This window comes from Streptomyces vilmorinianum, from assembly GCF_005517195.1.
Taxonomy (GTDB): domain Bacteria; phylum Actinomycetota; class Actinomycetes; order Streptomycetales; family Streptomycetaceae; genus Streptomyces; species Streptomyces vilmorinianum.
Window position 1 is genome coordinate 7,598,432 of the sequence record NZ_CP040244.1, and the last position, 21,585, is coordinate 7,620,016.

26 protein-coding genes are annotated in these 21,585 nt (G+C 69.4%); 14 read left to right on the forward strand and 12 right to left on the reverse strand.

Annotation, left to right across the window (positions count from 1 at the left end):
• Window positions 1–105 precede the first annotated feature (105 nt).
• Window positions 106–1,446 (forward strand): YibE/F family protein, encoded by a 1,341-nt coding sequence (locus FDM97_RS35370; protein ID WP_254705874.1) that lies wholly within the window; start codon window positions 106–108, stop codon window positions 1,444–1,446.
• Window positions 1,447–1,478: 32 nt separating this feature from the next.
• Here FDM97_RS35370 and FDM97_RS35375 read toward each other — a convergent pair whose 3' ends face one another.
• From FDM97_RS35375 to FDM97_RS35390, 4 genes are all read right to left on the reverse strand, one after another.
• On the reverse strand, window positions 1,479–1,913 hold the full coding sequence (locus FDM97_RS35375; protein ID WP_137995219.1) for an SsgA family sporulation/cell division regulator: 435 nt from the start codon (window positions 1,911–1,913) through the stop codon (window positions 1,479–1,481).
• Between the two features lie 138 nt (window positions 1,914–2,051).
• Window positions 2,052–2,822: an IclR family transcriptional regulator gene (locus FDM97_RS35380; RefSeq protein ID WP_175439355.1), complete on the reverse strand. Its 771-nt coding sequence runs from the start codon at window positions 2,820–2,822 to the stop codon at window positions 2,052–2,054.
• A gap of 280 nt (window positions 2,823–3,102) precedes the next feature.
• Window positions 3,103–3,321, reverse strand: coding sequence for a DUF5326 family protein (locus FDM97_RS35385; protein WP_137994528.1), 219 nt, complete (start codon window positions 3,319–3,321; stop codon window positions 3,103–3,105).
• Window positions 3,322–3,486: 165 nt separating this feature from the next.
• The gene (locus FDM97_RS35390; protein WP_137994529.1) at window positions 3,487–3,804 is read right to left on the reverse strand and encodes a cupin domain-containing protein; all 318 of its coding nucleotides are present in this window, start codon (window positions 3,802–3,804) and stop codon (window positions 3,487–3,489) included.
• A 51-nt stretch (window positions 3,805–3,855) separates the two neighbouring features.
• Between FDM97_RS35390 and FDM97_RS35395 the strand changes: the two genes are divergently transcribed.
• The 5 genes from FDM97_RS35395 to FDM97_RS35415 all read left to right on the forward strand — a co-directional run bounded on the left by FDM97_RS35395 (window position 3,856) and on the right by FDM97_RS35415 (window position 7,513).
• Complete coding sequence (locus FDM97_RS35395) at window positions 3,856–4,233, forward strand: phage holin family protein (protein WP_137994530.1); 378 nt, start codon at window positions 3,856–3,858, stop codon at window positions 4,231–4,233.
• Between the two features lie 9 nt (window positions 4,234–4,242).
• On the forward strand, window positions 4,243–4,734 hold the full coding sequence (locus tag FDM97_RS35400; RefSeq protein ID WP_137994531.1) for a low molecular weight protein-tyrosine-phosphatase: 492 nt from the start codon (window positions 4,243–4,245) through the stop codon (window positions 4,732–4,734).
• Window positions 4,731–5,885, forward strand: coding sequence for a cystathionine gamma-lyase (locus tag FDM97_RS35405; RefSeq protein ID WP_137994532.1), 1,155 nt, complete (start codon window positions 4,731–4,733; stop codon window positions 5,883–5,885). Before FDM97_RS35400 ends, FDM97_RS35405 begins: the two co-directional genes overlap by 4 nt.
• Window positions 5,886–6,101: 216 nt before the next feature.
• Window positions 6,102–6,998: a LysR family transcriptional regulator gene (locus FDM97_RS35410; protein WP_137994533.1), complete on the forward strand. Its 897-nt coding sequence runs from the start codon at window positions 6,102–6,104 to the stop codon at window positions 6,996–6,998.
• Window positions 6,999–7,033: 35 nt separating this feature from the next.
• The gene (locus tag FDM97_RS35415) at window positions 7,034–7,513 is read left to right on the forward strand and encodes an NUDIX domain-containing protein (protein WP_137994534.1); all 480 of its coding nucleotides are present in this window, start codon (window positions 7,034–7,036) and stop codon (window positions 7,511–7,513) included.
• 16 nt (window positions 7,514–7,529) lie between these two features.
• On the opposite strand, the gene FDM97_RS35420 is transcribed toward FDM97_RS35415, so the two are convergent.
• Together FDM97_RS35420 and FDM97_RS35425 are read right to left on the reverse strand one after the other, a co-directional pair.
• Window positions 7,530–8,717 carry a globin domain-containing protein gene (locus FDM97_RS35420; protein ID WP_137994535.1) on the reverse strand — a complete coding sequence of 396 codons (1,188 nt, stop codon included), beginning with the start codon at window positions 8,715–8,717 and terminating at the stop codon, window positions 7,530–7,532.
• 86 nt (window positions 8,718–8,803) lie between these two features.
• Complete coding sequence (locus tag FDM97_RS35425) at window positions 8,804–9,457, reverse strand: HAD family hydrolase (protein WP_137994536.1); 654 nt, start codon at window positions 9,455–9,457, stop codon at window positions 8,804–8,806.
• Between the two features lie 77 nt (window positions 9,458–9,534).
• Between FDM97_RS35425 and FDM97_RS35430 the strand changes: the two genes are divergently transcribed.
• The 4 genes from FDM97_RS35430 to FDM97_RS35445 all read left to right on the forward strand — a co-directional run bounded on the left by FDM97_RS35430 (window position 9,535) and on the right by FDM97_RS35445 (window position 11,963).
• Window positions 9,535–10,062 (forward strand): DUF2269 domain-containing protein, encoded by a 528-nt coding sequence (locus tag FDM97_RS35430; protein WP_137994537.1) that lies wholly within the window; start codon window positions 9,535–9,537, stop codon window positions 10,060–10,062.
• Between the two features lie 5 nt (window positions 10,063–10,067).
• The gene (locus tag FDM97_RS35435; RefSeq protein WP_137994538.1) at window positions 10,068–10,940 is read left to right on the forward strand and encodes a GNAT family N-acetyltransferase; all 873 of its coding nucleotides are present in this window, start codon (window positions 10,068–10,070) and stop codon (window positions 10,938–10,940) included.
• A 79-nt stretch (window positions 10,941–11,019) separates the two neighbouring features.
• Window positions 11,020–11,478, forward strand: a complete 459-nt coding sequence (locus FDM97_RS35440; protein WP_137994539.1) for a MarR family winged helix-turn-helix transcriptional regulator — start codon at window positions 11,020–11,022, stop codon at window positions 11,476–11,478.
• Between the two features lie 32 nt (window positions 11,479–11,510).
• Complete coding sequence (locus FDM97_RS35445) at window positions 11,511–11,963, forward strand: GNAT family N-acetyltransferase (protein WP_137994540.1); 453 nt, start codon at window positions 11,511–11,513, stop codon at window positions 11,961–11,963.
• A gap of 101 nt (window positions 11,964–12,064) precedes the next feature.
• Here FDM97_RS35445 and FDM97_RS35450 read toward each other — a convergent pair whose 3' ends face one another.
• Window positions 12,065–13,447 (reverse strand): serine hydrolase domain-containing protein, encoded by a 1,383-nt coding sequence (locus FDM97_RS35450; protein ID WP_137994541.1) that lies wholly within the window; start codon window positions 13,445–13,447, stop codon window positions 12,065–12,067.
• A gap of 92 nt (window positions 13,448–13,539) precedes the next feature.
• Entirely contained in the window at window positions 13,540–15,027 is a 1,488-nt protein-coding gene (dnaB, locus tag FDM97_RS35455) for a replicative DNA helicase (protein ID WP_137994542.1), read from the reverse strand.
• Between the two features lie 425 nt (window positions 15,028–15,452).
• On the opposite strand from dnaB, the gene FDM97_RS35465 reads away from it, so the two are divergent.
• Window positions 15,453–16,790, forward strand: coding sequence for an MATE family efflux transporter (locus tag FDM97_RS35465; RefSeq protein ID WP_137994543.1), 1,338 nt, complete (start codon window positions 15,453–15,455; stop codon window positions 16,788–16,790).
• Window positions 16,791–16,880: 90 nt separating this feature from the next.
• Here the strand turns inward: FDM97_RS35465 and rplI are convergent, their stop codons facing one another.
• The 4 genes from rplI to rpsF form a co-directional block, all read right to left on the reverse strand.
• On the reverse strand, window positions 16,881–17,327 hold the full coding sequence (gene rplI, locus FDM97_RS35470; RefSeq protein ID WP_137994544.1) for a 50S ribosomal protein L9: 447 nt from the start codon (window positions 17,325–17,327) through the stop codon (window positions 16,881–16,883).
• Window positions 17,328–17,345: 18 nt separating this feature from the next.
• A complete protein-coding gene (rpsR, locus tag FDM97_RS35475; RefSeq protein WP_005315025.1) occupies window positions 17,346–17,582 on the reverse strand; it encodes a 30S ribosomal protein S18 in 237 nt (78 codons plus the stop codon).
• 58 nt (window positions 17,583–17,640) lie between these two features.
• Entirely contained in the window at window positions 17,641–18,222 is a 582-nt protein-coding gene (locus tag FDM97_RS35480) for a single-stranded DNA-binding protein (protein ID WP_137994545.1), read from the reverse strand.
• 74 nt (window positions 18,223–18,296) lie between these two features.
• Window positions 18,297–18,587 carry a 30S ribosomal protein S6 gene (gene rpsF / locus FDM97_RS35485; RefSeq protein ID WP_004950685.1) on the reverse strand — a complete coding sequence of 97 codons (291 nt, stop codon included), beginning with the start codon at window positions 18,585–18,587 and terminating at the stop codon, window positions 18,297–18,299.
• A gap of 284 nt (window positions 18,588–18,871) precedes the next feature.
• Between rpsF and FDM97_RS35490 the strand changes: the two genes are divergently transcribed.
• From FDM97_RS35490 to FDM97_RS35500, 3 genes are all read left to right on the forward strand, one after another.
• Entirely contained in the window at window positions 18,872–19,171 is a 300-nt protein-coding gene (locus tag FDM97_RS35490) for a hypothetical protein (RefSeq protein ID WP_137994546.1), read from the forward strand.
• 131 nt (window positions 19,172–19,302) lie between these two features.
• Window positions 19,303–20,421, forward strand: a complete 1,119-nt coding sequence (locus FDM97_RS35495; RefSeq protein WP_137994547.1) for a lipid II:glycine glycyltransferase FemX — start codon at window positions 19,303–19,305, stop codon at window positions 20,419–20,421.
• 97 nt (window positions 20,422–20,518) lie between these two features.
• Window positions 20,519–21,550: an alanine racemase gene (locus FDM97_RS35500; RefSeq protein ID WP_137994548.1), complete on the forward strand. Its 1,032-nt coding sequence runs from the start codon at window positions 20,519–20,521 to the stop codon at window positions 21,548–21,550.
• Window positions 21,551–21,585 lie beyond the last annotated feature (35 nt).

The window sequence follows — 21,585 nt, forward strand, 5'->3', positions numbered from 1 at the left end:
CAGCCCGGTGCTCCGAGCTCCCGCGTGTGCAAAGGTGCCACCACGCTAGCGTCATCCCGGGCGTGCTGAACAGTGGGCCCCCCACGTTCTTGCGATGATCGGTCGGTGACTTCCACGCAGCAGACCCCAGAACCCGACGGGCACGGCGGCCATGGCGACGCCGGCCACGGGCACGGCCACGCCCACAGCCATGGGCCCGCCGCGCCCGTATCCCGGCATCTGCGCAGGGTCATCGCCGCGGTCCTGATCCCGTTCGCCACGGCCGTGGTGGTCGGGCTCGTGGTCCTGTGGCCCGGCGGTACGCCGGAACACGCGCGCACCGGTGTCGGTTTCGACCGGCAGACCGAGCAGGGGACGGTCGTCTCCGTCGAGCAGGTGGACTGCAAGGACGTGAACGCCGCTCAGGTCCCGCCGACCGGGGACACCTCCACCCCCGAGGGGCGCGAGGCGGTCAACGCCCAGCAGGGGCAGTGCGAGAGGGCGACGATCGAGGTCACCAGCGGTGCGGACAAGGGTCGTACCTTCACCGAGATCGTGCAGCCGGACGCGCCCCGGCAGCTGGAGGAGGGGCAGGGGGTGGTGGTGGCGTACGCCCCCGACGCCCCGCGCGATCTGCAGTACTCGGTCACCGATGTGAACCGCAAGGTTCCGCTGGCGGTGCTCGCCGGGATCTTCGCGCTCGCGGTCGTGCTCGTCGGCCGCATGCGCGGGGTGATGGCGCTGATCTCGCTCGCCGTGAGTTTCCTGGTACTGACCTTCTTCATCCTGCCGGCGATCCTGGAGGGCTCGAATCCGCTGCTCGTGGCGGTCGTGGGATCGAGCGCGATCATGCTGATCGGGCTCTACATGTGCCACGGCCTGTCCGCCCGTACCTCGGTCGCGGTGCTCGGGACGCTGATCTCGCTGATGCTGATCGGGCTGCTCGGCTCGTTCTTCATCGGCTGGGCCGCGCTCACCGGGAACACGGACGACTACACCGGCCTGATCCACGGTCTCTACCCGGACATCGACATGTCCGGCCTGCTGCTCGCCGGGGTCATCATCGGTTCGCTCGGTGTCCTCGACGATGTGACGGTGACGCAGACCTCGGCCGTCTGGGAGCTGCACGCGGCCGATCCCCGGATGGGGCCGCGCGCGCTGTACCGGGCCGGGATCCGGATCGGTCGCGACCACATCGCGTCCGTGGTGAACACGCTGGTGCTCGCGTACGCCGGTGCGGCCCTGCCCCTGCTGCTGCTCTTCTCGATCGCGCAGAGCAGTGTGGGGACGGTGGCCAACAGCGAACTGGTGGCGGAGGAGATCGTCCGCACGCTCGTGGGATCGATCGGTCTGGTCGCCTCGGTGCCGGTCACCACCGCTCTCGCGGCTCTTGTGGTCTCCGCCGACCGGCCGGGGGCCCTGGAGAAGCGTTCAGTCAGGGGTGGGCGCCGCCGCCGGGCGAAGTGACCGGGGCGGCGCCGGGTGAATCGCGGGGCGCCTCAGCCCGCGTTCTCCTCTGCCAGAATCCGGCCGAGCGCCGCCTCCAGATTGTCCTCGAAGTCGCCCAGTGTCCGTTCCTGACCGAGCGGAACCAGCTTGTCCGTACGGTCGAGGAAGGCGACGAGCGGAGGAACGCCGGCCCGGAACAGGGCGTGGTCGCTGCCGACCTGGAGCCGGATGGAGACGTCCGAAAGACCCTCGGGGTCGGTCGGCGCGATGTGCACATCGCCGTCCCCGCTCGGTCGGTTGATCCCGTCGAGCAGCAACTCCCGGCCGAACGCCCAGGTCACAGGCGCGTCTCCGGGAAGGTGGAACGTCATCCGCACCGCGTAGGGATCCCGGGTCTCGTAACGCAGTTCCACCGGAATCCTGAAGGAGAGCTCCTCCGAGACGAGGAAGCTCATCAGGACCTCGGCCTGAACCGACTCTCGCATCATGTACCCCGCAGTAGATGAAGCAGTTGTGTAAAGACAGCTGCTGAAAGCTGTGACGAAAACGGCCAGGAATGATCCCCCATGGCCCTCTTGACGCAATCGTGCTGCACCCGCTAGCAGATCACAAGGAGTGATTTTTCAGATACTGATAGAGAACGCGAAGGAGCTGAAGAGCCTTCCGATCTCGTTGCGTAGCCGATCGACTGCGGGCAGCAACCGTTCTTCCTGGTGAAGGGGGAGGGAAATCGCCATCGCGGCCGCCGCGGACCCCGCGGTGATGGGGATCGCGGCACAGACCGTGCCCAGCGCATATTCCTGGCGCTCCACCAGGGGCTCCATTCGCCCCATACCGCCCAAACGATCCAAAAGCGCACGCCGGTTACGCACCGTGTACGGGGTGATGGCTTCCACCGGGTGGCGGTCGAGATGGTCTTGACGGCTCTTCAGATCGAGTTGACTGAGCAGGCACTGGCCGATCGCATGGGCGTGGCCGGTCTCGCGGAAGTCGGCCCACTCGTCCACGGCGGGGGCGGAGGGAGTGTCGGCGACGGCGACGAGCTCGATCTCGCCGTCGCGGTAGATCGCGAAGTAGACGGGGACGCCGATCTCGTCGCGCCAGTGCGCGAGGGAGTCTTCGATCTTGGTGCGACGATTCTGCAGAACCCCGCCACCGGCCAGCCGGCCCGCGGCGTCACCGAAGACGAACACGCCCTTCTCGCGGCGCAGATAGCCCTCGTGCGTCAGGGTGCGGAGCAGGTGGTACGCGGTGGGAAGCGGGAGTCCCGCCTCGCGCGCGAGCTGTTTGGCGGGAGCTCCGTCCTCATGGGAGCCCACGGCCTCCAGAAGTCTCAGTGCCCGCTGCACCGAGCCGATCAGGGTAGGGACGGCGGTCTGCGAAGCCGTGGCCAAAGGTCACCCCCAGGCGTGACGACGGATGCTGTGCACCCGCCCGCGGGGGCCGCCCCCGCGCGCCCGCCGCGGCCTGGGAACCGGTGGGGTCCACGGGCGGACCCGCCCGGGAACAGGTGAAGAACCGCAGGTCAACGCTGAGGTCTACGCCGGTTTTCCCCGGGGCGGCAGAGATGTGCCACTTTAATGGCAGCCCCGGGGCCGGGACCCGCTTTCAACCACCGCGTCCCTCGGCCGGGCTAACACCCGGCAGCTGGTTCATACCGACGGGTAGCTTGTGCTACCAGTCCTCGCGCCGGCTCGACGACGGCATGAACTTCCGTACGACGTAGATCAGTCCGCCCACGAGGGCGACGAAGACCAGCACCTTGAAGAGCAGACCGATCACGAACATCGCGATGCTGGTGATCAGGCCGCCGAAGACGAACAGGGCGATGACGGGTATGGCGACCCACTTCACCCACCAGGGCATCCCCGCGAGAATCTCTCGAACCGCCATCGCGCCTACCTCATCTCCCGAAGAGTCCGTTCCGCGCGCTCTGCGCCGGACACCTTCGATGCTAGGGGCGGCACCTGTGCTCTCGGGGGCCTCGCAGCCCTTGCTCTCCCCTGATCCGCCCCCTAGGGAATCGTGCGGGTACCCCTCAGTCCCGCGGCGGGGATCTCAGCTCTCCGGCGGGGAGAAGACGACCATGACCCGCAGGTCCTCCGTGATGTGGTGGAACTTGTGGGCCACTCCGGCCGGCACGTAGACCACGCTGCCGCGCGCCACCTGCGTCGTCTCCATCCCGACCGTGATCGAGGCCCGGCCGCTGACGACGAAGTACACCTCGTCCTGGCCGTGCGGCTGCTGCGGATCGAGCGAGCCCGCGTCGAGCGCGTACAGGCCGACGGACATGTTCCGCTCACGCAGGAACTGGAGGTACGCGCCGTCGTTGGCGGCACGCTCCGCCTCCAGTTCGTCCAGTCGGAATGCCTTCATCGTGCGTCAGCCCCTGCCCTTGGCCCGATCATGTCTGCCACGATCAGACACATGAAGAATTTCGTAGTCAAGACGCTCGCCAACGCGGGCGCCCTGGCAGTGGCCATCTGGCTGCTCCAGGACATCACCCTGACCGGTGACAGCACAGCCAAGAAGGCCTGGACGCTCATCCTCGTCGCCCTGGTCTTCGGGCTGGTGAACTTCTTGGTGAAGCCGATCGTCAAGCTGATCTCGCTTCCGCTGTTCATCCTCACCCTCGGCCTGATCACCCTGGTGATCAACGCCCTGATGCTGCTGCTCACCTCCTGGCTGGCCGACCAGCTCGACCTCAGCTTCCATGTCGAGGGCTTCTGGACCGCTGTCCTCGGCGGCCTGATCATCTCCGTCGTGTCCTGGGCGCTCAACGTCGTGCTCCCCGACGGGGACTGAGCGCGGACGATGACGTACCGCATCTGTTTCGTCTGCACCGGCAACATCTGCCGCTCGCCGATGGCCGAGTCCGTCTTCCGCGCCCGCGTGGAGGAGGCCGGCCTGGCGGGCGCGGTGGAGATGGACAGCGCAGGCACCGGGGGCTGGCACGAGGGCGACGGCGCCGACCCGCGCACGGTCGCCGTCCTGGAGGACCACGGCTACGCCTCCGCGCACACCGCGCGTCAGTTCCGCGCCTCCTGGTTCCCGGCGCTCGATCTGGTGATCGCCCTCGACGAGGGCCATCAGCGGGCTCTGCGGCGGCTCGCCCCGACCCCGCAGGACGCCGCGAAGGTGCGGCTGCTGCGCTCGTACGACCCGGCGGCGGCCGGCGATCTCGACGTACCCGACCCGTACTACGGCGGAAGGGACGGCTTCGAGGAGTGCCTGGAGATGGTGGAGGCGGCGAGCGAGGGGCTGCTCGCCGCGGTGCGCGAGAACGTGGAGGAACGGGCGGTATGAGCACGGACGCAAGGGCCGGAGGCTTCGGTGACGGGACACGGGCGGTGCGGGCCGGGCTCCCCGAGCCGGTGAAGTACGAACCGACCCTGCCGGGGCCGGTCTTCGCCGCCCACTTCCATCTGCCGGGCGACCCCACCGGCCCCTACACCTACGGGCGGGACGAGAACCCCACCTGGACCCATCTGGAACGCGCCATCGGCGAGCTGGAGGCACCGGGCGAGCCGGGCGTCGAGACGCTCGTCTTCGCCTCGGGCATGGCCGCCATCTCCGCCGTCCTCTTCTCCCAGCTCAAGGCCGGCGACGCGGTCGTCATGCCGGACGACGGCTACCAGGCGCTGCCGCTGGTCCACGAGCAGCTGCGGGCGTACGGGATCGAGGTCCGTACCGCGCCGACGGGCGGCGACGCCCAGCTCTCCGTCCTGGACGGAGCACGGCTGCTGTGGATCGAGACGCCGTCCAACCCCGGCCTCGACGTCTGCGACATCCGCCGTCTGGTGCGGGCGGCGCACGAGGGCGGGGCGCTGGTCGCCGTCGACAACACCCTGGCCACCCCGCTCGGCCAGCGGCCCCTGGAGCTCGGCGCGGACTTCTCCGTCGCCAGTGACACCAAGGGCATGACCGGGCACGGCGACATCCTGCTCGGCCATGTGAGCTGCCGTGATCCGCAGCGGGCGGCGGAGGTTCGACGCTGGCGCAAGATCGTCGGGGCGATCCCCGGGCCCATGGAGGCATGGCTCGCCCACCGCTCCCTGGCCACGCTCCAGCTCCGCATCGACCGGCAGTGCGCCTCGGCCCTCGCCCTCGCGGAGGCGCTGGACAAGCGCGGTGAGGTGACCGGACTGCGGTATCCCGGGCTGCCCGGTGACCCCTCGCACGCGGTGGCGGCGACGCAGATGCGACGCTTCGGCCCCGTGGTCTCCTTCGCCCTCCCCGACCGGGCCTGGGCGGAGCGGTTCCTCGACGGACTGCGTCTCGTCGACGACGCCACCAGCTTCGGCGGCGTGCGCTCCACGGCCGAACGGCGCGGGCGGTGGGGCGGCGACGCCGTCCCGGAGGGGTTCATCCGCTTCTCCGTCGGCGCGGAAGACCCGGACGACCTGATCGCGGACGTGCTGCGCGCTCTCGACAAGGCCGGCCCCGCAGCCGGCTGACACGGAACGGGGGCGCTCCGAACCTCCCCCCTCATGGCTCGGAACGCCCCCGGTTCCACGCGCGGAGACCCGCCTGAACAAGGCTAGTTGACTCTGCGTCAGTGTCCAATCACGGTAGCGACAGAGACCTATCGACTTATTTATAGTTGGACGGTCCTGAGGCGCCGTCAGCCGACCGCCTGAGTCGAACGGCCGCACGGCTGGGAGGGGGCGGACATGGATCTCGCCCTGCTGCGCACCTTCGTCACGGTGCACCGGGCCGGCTCCTTCACCCGCGCCGCGGCCCTGCTCGGACTCTCCCAGCCCGCGGTCACCAGCCAGATCCGCACCCTGGAGCGCCAGCTCGGGCGCCCGCTCTTTCTCAGACAGGCCCGTGGGGTCACCCCCACCACCATCGGCGACGAGCTCGCCCACCGCGCGGCCCCGCATCTGGACGCGCTCGTCGAGATCGCCGAGGCCGGCCTGGACGAGGAGAGCGGGGTACGCACCCTCCATCTCGCCGGGCCTCCCGAGTTCACCTCGGCGCGCGCCCTGCCCGCCCTCACCCCCCTGGTCTCCCAGGGCCTGGCCGTACGGGCCTCGTTCTCCGGCACCACCGAGGAGATCCTCGACGGACTCGCCGCGGGCCATCACGATCTGGCCATCGCCACGACCCGCCCGCGCGGCGGGCTGCTCACCTCCACCCCGCTCTGCGACGAGGAGCACGTGCTCGTCGCCGCGCCGCGGTGGGCCGCCCGGCTCGCACCCGAGGTGCTGCTGCGCAAGGGCGCCGTGGTCCTGGAGCAGCTGCCGGTGGTGGAGGTGCACGAGTCGCTGCCGTTCGTCTCCCGCTACTGGGCGGCGGTCTTCGAGACCAAGCCGGCCGCGGCCGCCACCGTCATAGCGCCTGATCTGCGGGCCGTCCTGGAATCCGCGGCCTCCGGGGCCGGGCTCGCCGTCCTGCCCCGCTATCTGTGCGAGGAAGCCCTGGAGGGGGGCCGTCTCGTGGCCCTGCTCGATCCGCCGGTGCCTCCGCTGCGCACGTACTTCCTGGTCGTCCGGGCCGGCACCCTCGCCCTGCCGCACATCGCGCGGGCGCACGAGTGGCTCCTGCGGGCCTCCGGAGACTGGTGAGTTTCAGGACACCCCTGGCGGGCCATTTTCTTCCCATGACCGAACGTCCTGTGGTCAAGCGCACCGCACGCGCCATTCTGCTCGATGGAAACGACCTCATCCTCATCAAGCGCACCAAGCCGGGGATGGATCCCTACTGGGTGACGCCCGGCGGCGGGGTCGAGCCCTCGGACACCACCGTCGTCGAGGCCCTCCACCGCGAGGTGCACGAGGAACTCGGCGCCAAGATCACCGACGTGGTCCCCTGCTTCGTCGACACCGTCGAGCACATCGTCGACGGCGGCGTCTCGGGGGTGAAGGTCCAGCACTTCTTCGTCTGCCGGCTCGAGTCGATGGACCCTTCGCTGCGTCACGGACCCGAGATCGAGGAACCGGTCGGCGAGTACGAGATCGTCCGGGTGCCGTTCACCCGGGTCGGCATCGCCGCCGTCCACCTCGTCCCGCTGTCCCTGCGCCACTACCTGGACGGCAATATCGAGGGCGTCCGCGCGATGCACGCACCCGACCTGGGCTGACCGCACGGCGCGTCGCCTACGGGCCGCCCACGGCCACGACGCCCTCCAGGGCGTCGTGGCGGATCCGCTCGGCGGGGATGCCGATGCCCCGCAGGGTGTCGACCCCCCGGCGGATCATGCCGGGCGGACCCGACAGATAGGCCTCGTACTCGTTCCACGGCCCGTACTGCCGCACGGCGTCCGGCAGCTGACCCTGGTCCTCGGTGACCGGCCGTACCGACAGCCAGGGGAACGTCTTCTGCAGCCGCATCATCGTGTCGATGTCGTAGAGGTCATGGTCGCTGCGCGCCCCGTAGAACACCTCCACCGAGCGCCGGTCCCCGTGCTCGGCGACGTCCTCGACCAGGGCCCTGATCGGGGCGATCCCCGTGCCGCCGCCCAGACAGAGCAGCCCGTTGTCGGTGGAGTGGTCGACCGTCATCGACCCTGCGGGCGGCCCGAGGCGCAGGACGTCACCCGGCCGCGCGCGGTGGACGAGGGCGCCCGAGACCCAGCCGGCCGGGACCGCCTTGACGTGCAGCGAGAGCAGACCGTCGGGCCGGGGCGCGGAGGCGAAGGAGTAGTGCCGCCAGACGCGCGGCCACCAGGGGGTCTCCAGCGTCGTGTACTGGCCGGCGAGGAAGGGGTAGGGCTGGTCGGGGCGGAGCGTGATCACCGCGACGTCCGGGGTCCGCAGATCGTGCGAGACGACCTCGGCCTGCCAGCAGGCGGGCGCCCGCAGCTCGTCCTCGGCCGCCGCGTCGATCATGATCTGCGAGATCGTGGTGTACGTACGCACCCAGGCGGCCTCGGTCTCCTCGTCCCAGGTCCCGGTGGCGTACCGGACCAGCGCCCCGATCAGAGCCTCGCCGACGGCCGGATAGTGGGCGGGCCGCGTGCCGTACTTGCGGTGTCCGCGCCCCAGGTTCCGGAGGTACTCGGTCAGCACGGGGGCGTCGTCCAGATGCTCGGCCGCCGTCAGCAGCGCCTTGAGAAGACGGTCGCGCTGGGCGTCCATGGCCGCGGGGAACATCGAGCGCAGTTCCGGGCGGCGGACGAAGAGCAGCGCGTAGAAGTAGGAGGTCACCTTGTCGGCGACGGGGGCGATCTCGGCCAGGGTGCGGCGGACGAGGATCGCGTCGGGGGAGGGCCCCCGAGATATCCGGGGCGGCTCCTCCGCGGCGTCCTCCACGGCCTCTTCCATCGTGTGCCTCGCCTCGCGCATGCGGCTCTTGTCGCCGCAGCGTGACAGGCTCGACCACCGGTTCGGGCAGAAAGAGGAATTCTCGGGCATTCGCCCCGGGGTTGAGACTAGGCTGCGCTCTTTCGGACCAGGTCGTACGCCTCGCGCAGATCGTCCCCCGTATAGGCATGGCGGGAGAGCCCGGCCAGATGACGGTCCGCGTTCACCGCCACGGTCACGGGGACGGCGGCGAAGAGCTTCGCATCGGACATCGAGTCGCCGTACGCGACACAGTCCTCCAGCCCCAGCCCGTACTCCGCGCAGAGTCGGTGCGCGATGCTCACCTTCGCGGCGGCATCGAGAATGCCCGGCCGGTGGATGGGCTCGGTGAACGGAACCGACGGCCATCGGGAACCGTGCGCGGAATCGACACCCCAGTCGAGAAGACGCTCGACGAAGAAGTCCGGCGAGAGGGAGATGACCGCACACCGCCCTCCCTCGGCACGGATGTCCGCCCAGACCTCACGAATCCCCGCCAGCCAAGGAGCCCCCTCGAAGGCGGCGGTGACCTGCTCCTTCGTCAGAGCGGACCAGAGCTCACGGGCCTGGACGGCGAACTCGTCCGGCGTCATCCCCTGCAGCAGGAATCCCCGCTCCAGAGCGGCAATCTCCTCGGTGAGCCCGAGCTGCCGGGAGATCTCCACGGCTGCCGCCGACCCCCGGATCAGGGTGCCGTCGAGATCGAAGAGATGAAGTCGGCCTCTGCCCGGGAACGTCGTCATGTACGCCGAGGCTAGTACGTGGGGTTACTCCCACGGTCAGACGCGGGGCGTGGGGGTGGGGCGGCACGGTGTTTCACGTGAAACATCTCAAGCGTCCCGCTCGGCGGGCTCTCCTCGTCGTCCATGTCGCCGTCTCCGTGGCGTGGCTCGGGCTCAGCGTGGGACTGCTGACGCTCGGCCTCACGGCCTACACGACGGGCGATCCCACGCTCACAGAAGCCTCCTACCGCGCGATGAAGGTGTTCGCGGACTGGCTGCTGGCTCCGGTCGCCGTGGCGACCCTGGTAAGTGGCCTGGTGCTGTCCCTGGGCACGCCCTGGGGTCTCGCCCGGCACCGCTGGGTCTGGATCAAGTTCTGGATCACCCTGGCCACCGCCGCCGCGACCGTCTTCGCGCTGCGCCCGGAGATCGAGCATGCGGCGACAGCCGGGGTCGCCGACATCAGCCTCGTGGCGGCACCGACGGTGTCGACGACGGCATATCTCTTCATGACGGCGATCTCGGTGCTCAAGCCCTGGGGACTGACCCGGAGAGGCCGTCGGCTGCGGGCATCGGCCAGTTCTCCTAAAGCGGTGGACGGACGATCAGTGCATCAGACAGCCTGATCCCCATGCCGACGTCGCCCGCCCCGCTCGCCCCACTCGACCAGCTCCCCATCCGGGGTCTCACCTCGGGCGATCTCACCGCCTGCGCCGATCTCTCCGAGGACCGGGGCTGGCCGCGTGAGGAGCACAAGTGGAACCTGCTGCTCACGGCGGGCATGGGGTACGGCATCGACGACCCGGCCGGCAAGGGGCTGATCGCCGCGTGTGTGGTCACCTCCTACGGGCCGGGGCTGGCCGCGATCGGCATGGTGCTGGTCGCCGAGCGGTACGCCCGCCGGGGCGTGGGGCGCCGGCTGATGCGCCATGTGCTCGCGGAGGCCGGGGACACCCCGCTCACGCTGCACGCGACCCCGAACGGGAAGCCGCTCTACGAGCAGCTGGGCTTCGTCGAGACGGGCCGCGCGGAGATGGTCAGTGGTCGCTTCACCCCCACGGAACCGGCCCCCGGCATCCCGACCCGCCCTGCAACGGCGGAAGACCTCCAGGCGATCCTGCGCCTGGACACCGAGATCTTCGGGCTGGACCGCACGCCGATGATCACCCGTCTCCCGGCCTTCGCGGACGAGCTCCGCGTCGCCGAGGAGGACGGCGAGATCACCGGCTTCGCCGCGGCCTGGCCGAACATGGACACCCATGTCATCGGCCCCCTGATCGCCCGCGACACGGCGACAGCGCAGTCCCTCGTCGCCTCCCTGGCCGCCGCCACGGACCGCCCCCTGCGCACGGACATCGATGTACGCCACACCTCGTTGCTGACCTGGCTCAAGGCGAACGGGCTCGACTCCATCGCGTTCAACGCGGTCATGGTGCGCTCGCTGCCTGGGCTCCCGGGCGACTGGACCCGCCGCTTCGCCCCGCTGACGGTGGCGGCCGGATAGAACCCGGGTTATTTGCGCGCGCGGGCTTTTGCAGGCATCGCCTACCCTGGGAGAAGCCGCTCCGGACCGAGGAGAGACCATGACCGCGACCGACCCCGCTCTCACCGCCCTCTCCCAGGGCTGGTGCGCCCTCTCGCTGCTGCACGGCAGGATCGAATCCCACATCGAGCGCGCGCTGGAGGCCGCGCACGGCCTGAGCGTGCGCGAGTTCTCGCTGCTCGATGTGCTCAGCCGCCAGCACAGCGGTCCCGGCGGCCATCTCCAGATGAAGCAGGTCGCCGACGCCGTCGTACTCAGCCAGAGCGCCACCACACGGCTGGTGACCCGCCTGGAGGACCGCGGTCTGCTCACGCGCTACCTCTGCACCACCGACCGGCGCGGCATCTACACCGATGTCACCGAAGCCGGTCTGAAGCTGCTCGAAGAGGCCCGGCCCACCAACGACGGGGCGCTGCGCGAGGCCCTCGACGAGGCGGCGAAGAATCCGGAGCTGGCTCCCCTGGTCCGCGTCGTCGAAGGACTCCACGTTCCGGCCTAGCCGGACGGATCCGGGGGCGTACGCTGCGCCTCATGAGCGATCTTGAGATACGGCCTGCCACCGCGGAGGATCTCCCCCACATCGTCGCCATGCTCGCCGACGATCCGCTGGGCGCCCAGCGGGAGTCCCCCGACGACCTCACCCCCTACACCGCGGCCTTCGAGCGGCTCGCCCAGGACCCGAACCAGCATCTGGTCGTGGCCGTGCGCGGGAGCAAGGTCGCCGGCACGCTTCAGCTCACGATCATTCCCGGGCTCTCCCGCCGTGGCTCCACACGGTCGGTCATCGAAGGCGTCCGTATCCACGCGGAGGAGCGCGGCGGCGGTCTGGGAACGCGGCTCATCGAGTGGGCCGTCGACGAATCCCGGCGTCAGCACTGCCAGTTGGTGCAGCTGACCTCCGACGCCACCCGCACGGACGCCCACCGCTTCTACGAGCGACTCGGGTTCGAGGCATCCCATGTGGGCTTCAAGCTGAGCCTCTGAAGGCCTTGAGGGCGCCTTGAGGGCGCCTTGAGGGCCTTCACGGGCAGGCCCCCGGAGGGCACACACGCCCCCCGGCCTGGCGTTTCACGTGAAACATCGGCTCAGAGACCGCGCCAGCCCGCCTCGTCCACTCCACCGGGCACCGCCTCGCCCTGCTCGTACGGCTCGCGCGTGAAGACGAAGGACGCCAGATCGAGATGGCTCACCGAGCCGTCGGCTCGTCGCACCACCCGCAGCGTCTCCCCCGCGTAGTAGCCGTTCAGTCCGATCCATCCACCGCCGGGCAGCGCCCGGAAACTCGCCCGCCGCCCGGCGCCGCGCAGCGGCTCGAGAACCACGCTCCGGTCGGCCCCAAGTCGTAGCCCGTACGCGTACGTTCCCCAGTACCAGGGACCGGTGAGTTCCAGCAGCTCCTGGTCGACCTCGTCCGCGGGCAGCGGCCGCCACGGCTCGGGGAACCTGGGTTCGGCCTCCGCCACGATGCGTACGAGATCCGCGGCCACCACCGATGTCAGCGGACCGGAGGTCGCATTGGCGAGCGCGACCGCCGCGACCCCGTCCTCGACGCTCACCCAGAGACAGGCGACGAAGCCCGGCAGCGAACCCGTGTGGCCGATCAGCGTCCGGCCGTCCTTGCGCAGCAGTTGGAGGCCGAGGCCGTAGCCGCCCTCCCAGTCCCCTGCGCCGGGCGGTGCCGCCGGCGTACGCATCTCCTCGACGGACGCCGCGCTCAGAACCCGCTCGTCGCCCCGGGCGAGGAACCCGGCGAACCGGCAGAGGTCGTCGGCCGTCGACCAGAGCTGCCCGGCCGGGGCCATCAGCCCCAGGTCCTGGGACGGTTCGGGCAGCATGACATCGGCCCAGGGGTGCACCGCCCAGCCACCCGCGTGGGGAGCGACCGGCTGCGTGCTCGTACGGGTCAGCCCCAGCGGCTCCAGGATCTCGCCGCGCAGCGCCTCCTCCCAGGACACCCCGCGGAGCGCCTCGACCAGCGAACCGAGCAGGGTGTAGCCGGGGTTGGAGTAGTGGTGACGGCGCCCCACCGGGTGGACCAGAGGGGCGTCGCCCAGTACATCGGCCAGGCCCGGCCGCACGGTCCCAGGCGTCCGCTCCCACCAGGGCGCCGGGGTCTCTGCCGCGAGACCCCCGCTGTGCCCGAGAAGCTGCGCGATGGTCACGTCACCGACGCCCGTCCCCGAAAGGTGCTTCTCCAGGGGGTCGTTCAGATCCAGCAGCCCCTCGTCACGGAGCCGCAGCACCAGAACGGCGGTGAACACCTTGGTGAGGGAGCCGATCCGGTACTGCGTGTCGGCGTCCGGGGCATGCCCGTCGACACAACTGCGCGATCCGCTCCACACCTTCTTCCCCTCGCGCGCCACCGCGCCGACGAAGGAGGGCGACCGCCCCTCGGACTGGGCGACGGCGACACGGTGCAGCAGGGCTCGCTCGGTGCTGGGGAGCAGAGCGTCGAAAGGTGAGGTCATGGGTCGATCCAACGCCCCGGCCCCGCCGGAGTCGACCATATTTCACGCGGGGCGGACACTCCGGGCACCGCGGGAGACGTTGTTCCGGCCGATCAGGTCTGCGCCATGTCGACGAAGCGTGAGTAGTGGCCCTGGAAGGCCACCGTGATCGTCGCCGTCGGGCCGTTTCGGTGCTTGCCCACGATGATGTCGGCCTCGCCCGCGCGCGGTGACTCCTTCTCGTACGCGTCCTCGCGGTGCAGCAGGATCACCATGTCCGCGTCCTGCTCGATCGAGCCGGATTCACGCAGGTCGGAGACCATCGGCTTCTTGTCGGTGCGCTGCTCGGGGCCACGGTTCAGCTGCGAGAGCGCGATCACCGGCAGCTCGAGCTCCTTGGCCAGGAGCTTCAGGTTTCGCGACATGTCCGAGACCTCCTGCTGCCGGCTCTCGGCCCGCTTGGAGCCGCCCGACTGCATCAGCTGGAGATAGTCGATGACCACGAGCTTGAGCCCGGCACGCTGTTTGAGGCGGCGGCACTTGGCGCGGATCTCCATCATCGACAGGTTCGGGGAGTCGTCGATGTAGAGCGGGGCCTGCGAGACGTCCGGCATCCGGCGGGCCAGCCGGGTCCAGTCCTCGTCGGTCATGGTGCCCGAGCGCATGTGGTGCAGCGCGACCCGGGCCTCCGCCGAGAGCAGGCGCATCGCGATCTCGTTGCGGCCCATTTCGAGGGAGAAGATGACGCTGGGCAGGTTGTGCTTGATGGAACAGGCCCGGGCGAAGTCCAGGGCGAGCGTCGACTTACCCATGGCGGGACGGGCCGCGATGATGATCATCTGGCCGGGGTGCAGACCGTTGGTGAGCTGGTCGAGGTCGGTGAAGCCGGTCGGCACACCGGTCATCTCGCCGCTGCGCGAGCCGATCGCCTCGATCTCGTCGAGCGCGCCCTCCATGATGTCGCCGAGCGGCAGATAGTCCTCGGTGGTGCGCTGCTCGGTGACCGCGTAGATCTCGGCCTGGGCCGAGTTCACGATCTCGTCGACGTCGCCGTCGGCCGCGTATCCCATCTGCGTGATCTTGGTGCCGGCCTCCACGAGGCGGCGCAGCACGGCGCGCTCATGGACGATCTCCGCGTAGTACGCGGCGTTGGCCGCGGTCGGAACCGACTGGACGAGCGTGTGCAGATACGAGGCGCCGCCGACGCGCGTGATCTCGCCGCGCTTGGTGAGCTCGGCGCCGACGGTGATCGGGTCGGCCGGCTCGCCCTTGGCGTACAGGTCGAGGATGGCCGCGTAGACCGTCTCGTGCGCGGGCTTGTAGAAGTCGTGACCCTTGATGATCTCCACGACGTCCGCGATGGCGTCCTTGGAGAGCAGCATGCCGCCGAGGACGGACTGCTCGGCGTCGAGGTCCTGCGGGGGTACCCGCTCGAAGCCGGAGAGACCACCGTCCCAGGGGCCGCCGTCGCTGCCGCGGTCGTGCTGGTCCTCACGGCCTCGTCCGCGCCCACGGCCCTCGCCGCGGGGGCGGGTGACGGGCAGCCGGTCACTCGGTCCGCTGTCGGCCCAGGGGTCGTCCAAGGGCTCGGGAATGCTCATCGAGCCGCCTCCTCCCGTCCGCTCCGCGGACCTCTCCGTGCCACTCTTTCTTACGCCACGGCTCGGACAAACAAGAGGCTTTGACTCCGCTTCTGGCGCGTCGGGCGCCGGACCACGGTAGGCCCGCGGGCACCGTCAGCCAATCTGGTTATCCACAGGTCCTGTGGGTTACGGGCGAGATGCTGTGGAGAACTCCGCAGAACCTGTGCACGGACCGGGGGACAGCCATGTGGACAAACTCATAACGCACCCCAGGGCACTGCTCTGACCTGGGACTTTTCCATCCACGGGCTGTGGGGGAGAAAAACTTCTCGCTCCGGACCAAGATCAGAACAAACGGCCCACACCCGAAGCTCCACACCACAGATTTGTAAGGACCCTAGCCCACTTGCATCTCTTACCTGTGGAAGATTAGTTTTGAACCCATGACCCAGGCTCCCCCGACCCCCAGAGCCGTGCGCCGGCAGCACGACCGAGAGATCATCTCGCTCGCTCTCCCGGCGTTCGGCGCGCTCGTCGCCGAGCCGCTCTTCCTCATGGTCGACAGCGCCATTGTCGGCCATCTCGGGACCCCACAGCTCGCCGGTCTCGCCATCGCGGCCGCGCTGCTGTCCACCGCCGTCAGCGTCTTCGTCTTCCTCGCCTATGCCACCACGGCCGCCGTCGCCCGCCGCGTAGGAGCGGGCGACCTCCAGGCCGCCATCCGTCAGGGCATGGACGGCATCTGGCTCGCGCTCCTCCTGGGCGGAGCCGTCGTCGCCCTCACCCTGCCCACCGCTCCCTGGCTGGTGGACATCTTCGGCGCCTCCGACACCGCCGCCCCGTACGCCATCACGTACCTCCGCATCTCCAGCCTCGGCATCCCCGCCATGCTCGTCGTCCTGGCCGCCACCGGCGTCCTGCGCGGCCTGCAGGACACCCGCACACCGCTCTACGTGGCCATCGGAGGCTTCGGAGCCAACGCGCTCCTCAACGTCGGTCTGGTGTACGGCGCCGGGATGGGCATCGCCGGCTCCGCCTGGGGCACCGTGATCGCCCAGTGCGGCATGGCCGTCGCGTATCTCGTCGTGGTCGTCCGTGGCGCCAGACGCCACGGCGCCTCCCTGCGCCCGGACGCGGCCGGCATACGCGCCAGCGCTCAGGCCGGCGCACCGCTCCTGGTCCGTACGCTCTCCCTGCGGGCTGTCCTGATGATCGCCACCGCGGTCGCGGCCCGCATGGGTGATGCCGAGGTCGCCGCGCACCAGATCATCCTGTCCCTGTGGAGCCTGATGGCCTTCGCCCTGGACGCGATCGCCATCGCCGGACAGGCCATCATCGGCCGCTATCTCGGCGCCGACGACGCCGAGGGGGCCCGGCAGGTCTGCCGTCGCATGATCCAGTGGGGTGCGGTCTCCGGCGTCGTGCTGGGCGCGCTCCTCGTTGTCGCCCGCCCGCTCTTCATCCCGCTCTTCACCAGCGACACGACGGTCCAGGACACCCTCCTCCCGGCCCTGCTGGTCGTCGCGGTGTCCCAGCCCATCTCCGGGGTGGTCTTCGTCCTCGACGGCGTCCTGATGGGCGCGGGGGACGGCCCCTACCTCGCCTGGGCCATGCTGCTCACCCTGGCCGTCTTCGCCCCGGTCGCCCTGCTGGTCCCCGTTCTCGGCGGCGGGCTCACCGCGCTCTGGTGGGCGATGACGCTGATGATGACCGTCCGGATGCTGACGCTCTGGCTGCGCTCGCGCTCGGGCCGGTGGATCGTCACCGGAGCCACACGGTGAATGTTTCACGTGAAACGCCCTGTTTCACGCGAAACGGCGGAAGGGCCGCACCCCGAGGGGTGCGGCCCTTCCGTACTGCTGAGAGCAGCGTTACGCGGCGACGACCTCGACGCCGAGCTTCGCGGCAACCTCGGGGTGCAGACGCACGGACACCTGGTGCGAGCCCAGGGTCTTGATCGGCGAACCGAGCTCGACGCGACGCTTGTCGACGTCGGGGCCACCCGCGGACTTGATCGCCGAGGCGATGTCGGCCGGGGTCACGGAGCCGAAGAGGCGGCCGGCGTCGCCGGAGCGAACGGCCAGACGCACCTTCACGCCCTCGAGCTGGGCCTTGATCTCGTTGGCCTGCTCGATGGTCGCGATCTCGTGGATCTTGCGGGCGCGGCGGATCTGCGCCACGTCCTTCTCGCCACCCTTGGTCCAGCGGATCGCGAAACCACGCGGGACCAGGTAGTTGCGAGCGTAACCGTCCTTGACGTCGACGACATCGCCGGCGGCACCGAGGCCAGAGACCTCGTGGGTCAGGATGATCTTCATTATTCGGTCACCCTTCCCTTATCGCGCGGTGGACGTGTAGGGCAGCAGCGCCATCTCACGGCTGTTCTTGACGGCCGTGGCGACGTCACGCTGGTGCTGCGTGCAGTTGCCGGTCACGCGGCGGGCACGGATCTTGCCGCGGTCGGAAATGAACTTCCGCAGCATGTTCGTGTCCTTGTAGTCCACGTACGCGGTCTTGTCCTTGCAGAACGCGCAGACCTTCTTCTTAGGCTTGCGCACAGGCGGCTTCGCCATGGTGTTTCTCCTGTGTGATCAAGAAGTGGGGGTACGAGCTGCCTTCGAGGGGAGTGCCCTAGAAGGGCGGCTCGTCCGAGTAGCCGCCGCCGCTGGAGTTTCCACCCCAGCCGCCCCCGCCGCCCTGCGGCTGCTGACCGCCGGCCGGCGCGCTGGTCGCCCACGGGTCGTCGGCGGGAGCACCGCCACCACCCTGCTGGCCACCACCGGAGCTTCCGCCCCAGCTGCCGCCGCCCTGCTGGCCACCGCCGCCGTAGCCACCCTGGCCACCACGACCGGTGGTCTTGGTGACCTTGGCCGTGGCGTTCTTGAGGCTGGGGCCGACTTCCTCGACGTCCAGCTCGTAGACCGTGCGCTTGACGCCCTCGCGGTCCTCATAGGACCGCTGCTTCAGACGGCCCTGCACGACAACGCGCATGCCTCGCTGGAGCGACTCGGCGACGTTCTCCGCCGCCTGACGCCAGACCGAGCAGGTCAGGAACAGGCTCTCGCCGTCCTTCCACTCATTGGTCTGACGGTCGAAGGTGCGGGGGGTGGACGCGATACGGAACTTCGCGACCGCCGCACCGGACGGGGTGAAGCGCAGCTCGGGGTCGTCGACAAGATTGCCGACGACCGTGATGACGGTCTCGCCTGCCATTGGGTGAACCTCTCGGCGGGATTGCTTCTGGCTGCTTACTGCTACTCGAACCCGATGACCTCTGAGCTAGGTGCTCAGTGGGTCTCGGGACGGAGGACCTTGGTCCGGAGGACCGACTCGTTCAGGTTCATCTGGCGGTCGAGCTCCTTGACGACCGCAGGCTCGGCCTGCAGGTCGATGACCGAGTAGATGCCCTCGGGCTTCTTCTTGATCTCGTAGGCGAGACGACGACGGCCCCAGGTGTCGACCTTCTCGACCTTTCCGTTGCCCTCACGGACGACGGAGAGGAAGTTCTCGATCAGCGGGGAGACAGCGCGCTCCTCGAGATCGGGGTCGAGGATGACCATCACCTCGTAGTGACGCATGTGGAACCCACCTCCTTTGGACTCAGCGGCCACGGTCGTTCCGTGGCAGGAGGGTCGTGATGCGTAAGCAACGGTATCCGCCGCCACTGACAACCCCCCTCAGCGAGTGAGGAGGCCGTCGTGGTCCTGGACGGACCTGGGCAGACACCGGTGCAGACCGTACAGAGTACCCGCACATCCGCTTCCGGTTGAAATCCGGTGGTGAGGGGACGCAATCTGTACACAACGGATGTCGGCGGCGCTACGATGCGCCGCCTTCCGGCAGGCACGCCAGGAGGTGCCCCATGGCCCAGGCAATGCAACCCGACCCCGGACATTCCCTACTCGCCACCGATGGCAAGCCCCACCCGCTCCAGGACACCCTGATGGCGGTGACGCTCTTCCTCGGCGTCCTCTCCTTCATCACAGCGCAGTTCCACGATCTGCATGTGCTGGCTTCCTGGACCGGGCTGATCGGCATCGTGACCGGTGCGTCCGGCCAGTTCATCTCCGTGACCACCAGGGAACGTTTCGTCCTGATCATCGGGCTCGGCGCCTCGGCGGTGGGCTTCTACCTCGGCATGTTCTACGGGGGCCTCGCCTGAGGCATGCCGGGTGGGCCGCCGGCCCAAGGGCCACGCGGCCCCTCGGGGCGCTCCCCGGTCGCAGTAGGCTTCGGCGCGAGAGCCGGAGCCCCTGTACCGATGGGGACACACCTGCCGAGGAGCGCCCCGACATGAGCCTGACCCTGAGGACCATCAGCCGTGAGCAGCATCTGGCATTCATCCAGAGCCAGCCCGCGGCGAGCCACTGCCAGGTCCCGGCGTGGGCTGATGTGAAGACCGAGTGGCGCTCGGAGAACCTGGGTTGGTTCGACAAGTCCGGCGAGCTCGTCGGCACGGGCCTCGTGCTCTACCGTCAGCTGCCGAAGATCAAGCGCTACTTGGCGTATCTGCCCGAGGGCCCGGTCATCAACTGGTACGCCCCGAACCTGGACGACTGGCTGCAGCCGATGCTCGCGCATCTCAAGCAGCAGGGCGCCTTCTCCGTGAAGATGGGCCCGCCGGTCGTCATCCGGCGCTGGGACTCGGCCGCCATCAAGTCCGGCATCCAGGACCCGGACGTGAAGCGCCTGAAGGATGTCGAGGCCACGCACATCGAGCCGCGTGCCTTCGAAGTCGCCGACCGGCTGCGGAAGATGGGCTGGCAGCAGGGCGAGGACGGCGGCGCCGGCTTCGGTGACGTCCAGCCCCGCTATGTCTTCCAGGTACCGCTCGCGAACCGCTCGCTCGACGATGTCCTCAAGGGCTTCAACCAGCTGTGGCGCCGCAACATCAAGAAGGCCGAGAAGGCCGGTGTCGAGGTCGTCCAGGGCGGCTACGAGGACCTGGCCGAGTGGCAGCGCCTGTACGAGATCACGGCCGTCCGCGACCACTTCCGTCCGCGTCCGCTCTCCTACTTCCAGCGCATGTGGACCGTCCTCAACAACGAGGACCCCAACCGCATGCGGCTGTACTTCGCCCGCCACAACGGCGTGAACCTCTCCGCCGCCACCATGCTCGTCGTCGGCGGACACGTCTGGTACTCCTACGGAGCCTCCGACAACATCGGCCGCGAGGTCCGGCCCTCGAACGCGATGCAGTGGCGGATGCTGCGTGACGCCTACGCCATGGGCGCGACCGTCTACGACCTGCGCGGCATCTCGGACTCGCTCGACGAGACCGACCACCTCTTCGGACTGATCCAGTTCAAGGTCGGCACGGGCGGCGAGGCCGTCGAGTACGTCGGCGAGTGGGACTTCCCGCTCAACAAGCTCCTGCACAAGGCGCTCGACATCTACATGTCGCGTCGCTGACGGTTGCGTAGTCTCGCCCGTAATCTCGTACGTAATCTCGTAGGTCTCGTACATACCTTTGATACACCGCAGCCATCAGAAAGGTTCCGGGCCGGCCATGGCGCTCTCCCTCTATGTCGACACCGCTCGCTGGCGGGCGCACCAGAAGTCCGTGATCGACCAGTTCCCCGGCCTGATCCCGGTCTGCAAGGGCAACGGTTACGGGTTCGGCCATGAGCGGCTGGCCGACGAGGCGTCCCGGTTCGGCGCGGACATGCTGGCCGTGGGCACCACGTACGAGGCCGCGAAGATCAAGGACTGGTTCGGCGGCGACCTGCTCGTCCTCACCCCCTTCCGGCGTGGCGAGGAGCCGGTGCCGCTGCCGGACCGGGTGATCCGCTCCGTGTCGTCCGTGGACGGCGTGCACGCCCTCGTGGGCGCCCGTGTCGTCATCGAGTGCATGAGCTCGATGAAGCGCCACGGCGTCCTGGAGGAGGACCTGGGCCGGCTGCACGCCGCCATCGAGGACGTACGGCTGGAGGGCTTCGCCCTCCACCTGCCCCTGGACCGCACGGACGGCACCGACGCGGTCGAGGAGGTCATCGGCTGGATGGACCGGCTGCGGGCCGCCCGGCTGCCGCTGCACACCATGTTCGTGAGCCACCTGCGGGCCGAGGAGCAGGCCCGGCTCCGGCAGCAGTTCCCGCAGACCCGCTTCCGCGCCCGGATCGGCACCCGGCTGTGGCTGGGCGACCACGATGCCACCGAGTACCGCGGCTCCGTCCTGGACGTCACCCGGGTCGCCAAGGGCGACCGCTTCGGCTACCGCCAGCAGAAGGCCGCCTCCGACGGCTGGCTGGTGGTCGTCGCCGGCGGTACGTCGCACGGAGTGGGCCTGGAGGCTCCCAAGGCGATGCACGGGGTGATGCCGCGCGCGAAGGGCGTGGCCCGCGCCGGCCTGGCGACCGTCAACCGGAACCTTTCGCCGTTCGTCTGGGCCGGCAAGCAGCGCTGGTTCGCCGAACCGCCGCACATGCAGGTGTCGATCCTGTTCGTCCCGTCCGACGCCCAGGAGCCGAAGGTCGGCGACGAGCTGGTGGCCCATCTGCGGCACACCACGACGCAGTACGACCGGCTCGTCGAGCGCTGATCCGCCGCTCAGCCGCCGCTGATCCGCCGCTCAGC

Coding starts and splice junctions, on each gene's coding strand:
- FDM97_RS35385 (WP_137994528.1), bottom strand. CDS start 3,321: ATGGCGGTTCGAGAGATTCTCGCGGGGATGCCCTGGTGGGTGAAGTGG.
- FDM97_RS35425 (WP_137994536.1), bottom strand. CDS start 9,457: ATGACGACGTTCCCGGGCAGAGGCCGACTTCATCTCTTCGATCTCGAC.
- FDM97_RS35480 (WP_137994545.1), bottom strand. CDS start 18,222: ATGGCAGGCGAGACCGTCATCACGGTCGTCGGCAATCTTGTCGACGAC.
- FDM97_RS35435 (WP_137994538.1), top strand. CDS start 10,068: ATGCCGACGTCGCCCGCCCCGCTCGCCCCACTCGACCAGCTCCCCATC.
- FDM97_RS35495 (WP_137994547.1), top strand. CDS start 19,303: ATGAGCCTGACCCTGAGGACCATCAGCCGTGAGCAGCATCTGGCATTC.
- FDM97_RS35410 (WP_137994533.1), top strand. CDS start 6,102: ATGGATCTCGCCCTGCTGCGCACCTTCGTCACGGTGCACCGGGCCGGC.
- FDM97_RS35450 (WP_137994541.1), bottom strand. CDS start 13,447: ATGACCTCACCTTTCGACGCTCTGCTCCCCAGCACCGAGCGAGCCCTG.
- FDM97_RS35415 (WP_137994534.1), top strand. CDS start 7,034: ATGACCGAACGTCCTGTGGTCAAGCGCACCGCACGCGCCATTCTGCTC.
- FDM97_RS35490 (WP_137994546.1), top strand. CDS start 18,872: ATGGCCCAGGCAATGCAACCCGACCCCGGACATTCCCTACTCGCCACC.
- FDM97_RS35405 (WP_137994532.1), top strand. CDS start 4,731: ATGAGCACGGACGCAAGGGCCGGAGGCTTCGGTGACGGGACACGGGCG.
- dnaB (WP_137994542.1), bottom strand. CDS start 15,027: ATGAGCATTCCCGAGCCCTTGGACGACCCCTGGGCCGACAGCGGACCG.
- FDM97_RS35395 (WP_137994530.1), top strand. CDS start 3,856: ATGAAGAATTTCGTAGTCAAGACGCTCGCCAACGCGGGCGCCCTGGCA.
- rpsF (WP_004950685.1), bottom strand. CDS start 18,587: ATGCGTCACTACGAGGTGATGGTCATCCTCGACCCCGATCTCGAGGAG.
- FDM97_RS35400 (WP_137994531.1), top strand. CDS start 4,243: ATGACGTACCGCATCTGTTTCGTCTGCACCGGCAACATCTGCCGCTCG.
- FDM97_RS35390 (WP_137994529.1), bottom strand. CDS start 3,804: ATGAAGGCATTCCGACTGGACGAACTGGAGGCGGAGCGTGCCGCCAAC.
- FDM97_RS35375 (WP_137995219.1), bottom strand. CDS start 1,913: ATGCGAGAGTCGGTTCAGGCCGAGGTCCTGATGAGCTTCCTCGTCTCG.
- rpsR (WP_005315025.1), bottom strand. CDS start 17,582: ATGGCGAAGCCGCCTGTGCGCAAGCCTAAGAAGAAGGTCTGCGCGTTC.
- FDM97_RS35420 (WP_137994535.1), bottom strand. CDS start 8,717: ATGCGCGAGGCGAGGCACACGATGGAAGAGGCCGTGGAGGACGCCGCG.
- FDM97_RS35500 (WP_137994548.1), top strand. CDS start 20,519: ATGGCGCTCTCCCTCTATGTCGACACCGCTCGCTGGCGGGCGCACCAG.
- FDM97_RS35465 (WP_137994543.1), top strand. CDS start 15,453: ATGACCCAGGCTCCCCCGACCCCCAGAGCCGTGCGCCGGCAGCACGAC.
- FDM97_RS35445 (WP_137994540.1), top strand. CDS start 11,511: ATGAGCGATCTTGAGATACGGCCTGCCACCGCGGAGGATCTCCCCCAC.
- FDM97_RS35440 (WP_137994539.1), top strand. CDS start 11,020: ATGACCGCGACCGACCCCGCTCTCACCGCCCTCTCCCAGGGCTGGTGC.
- rplI (WP_137994544.1), bottom strand. CDS start 17,327: ATGAAGATCATCCTGACCCACGAGGTCTCTGGCCTCGGTGCCGCCGGC.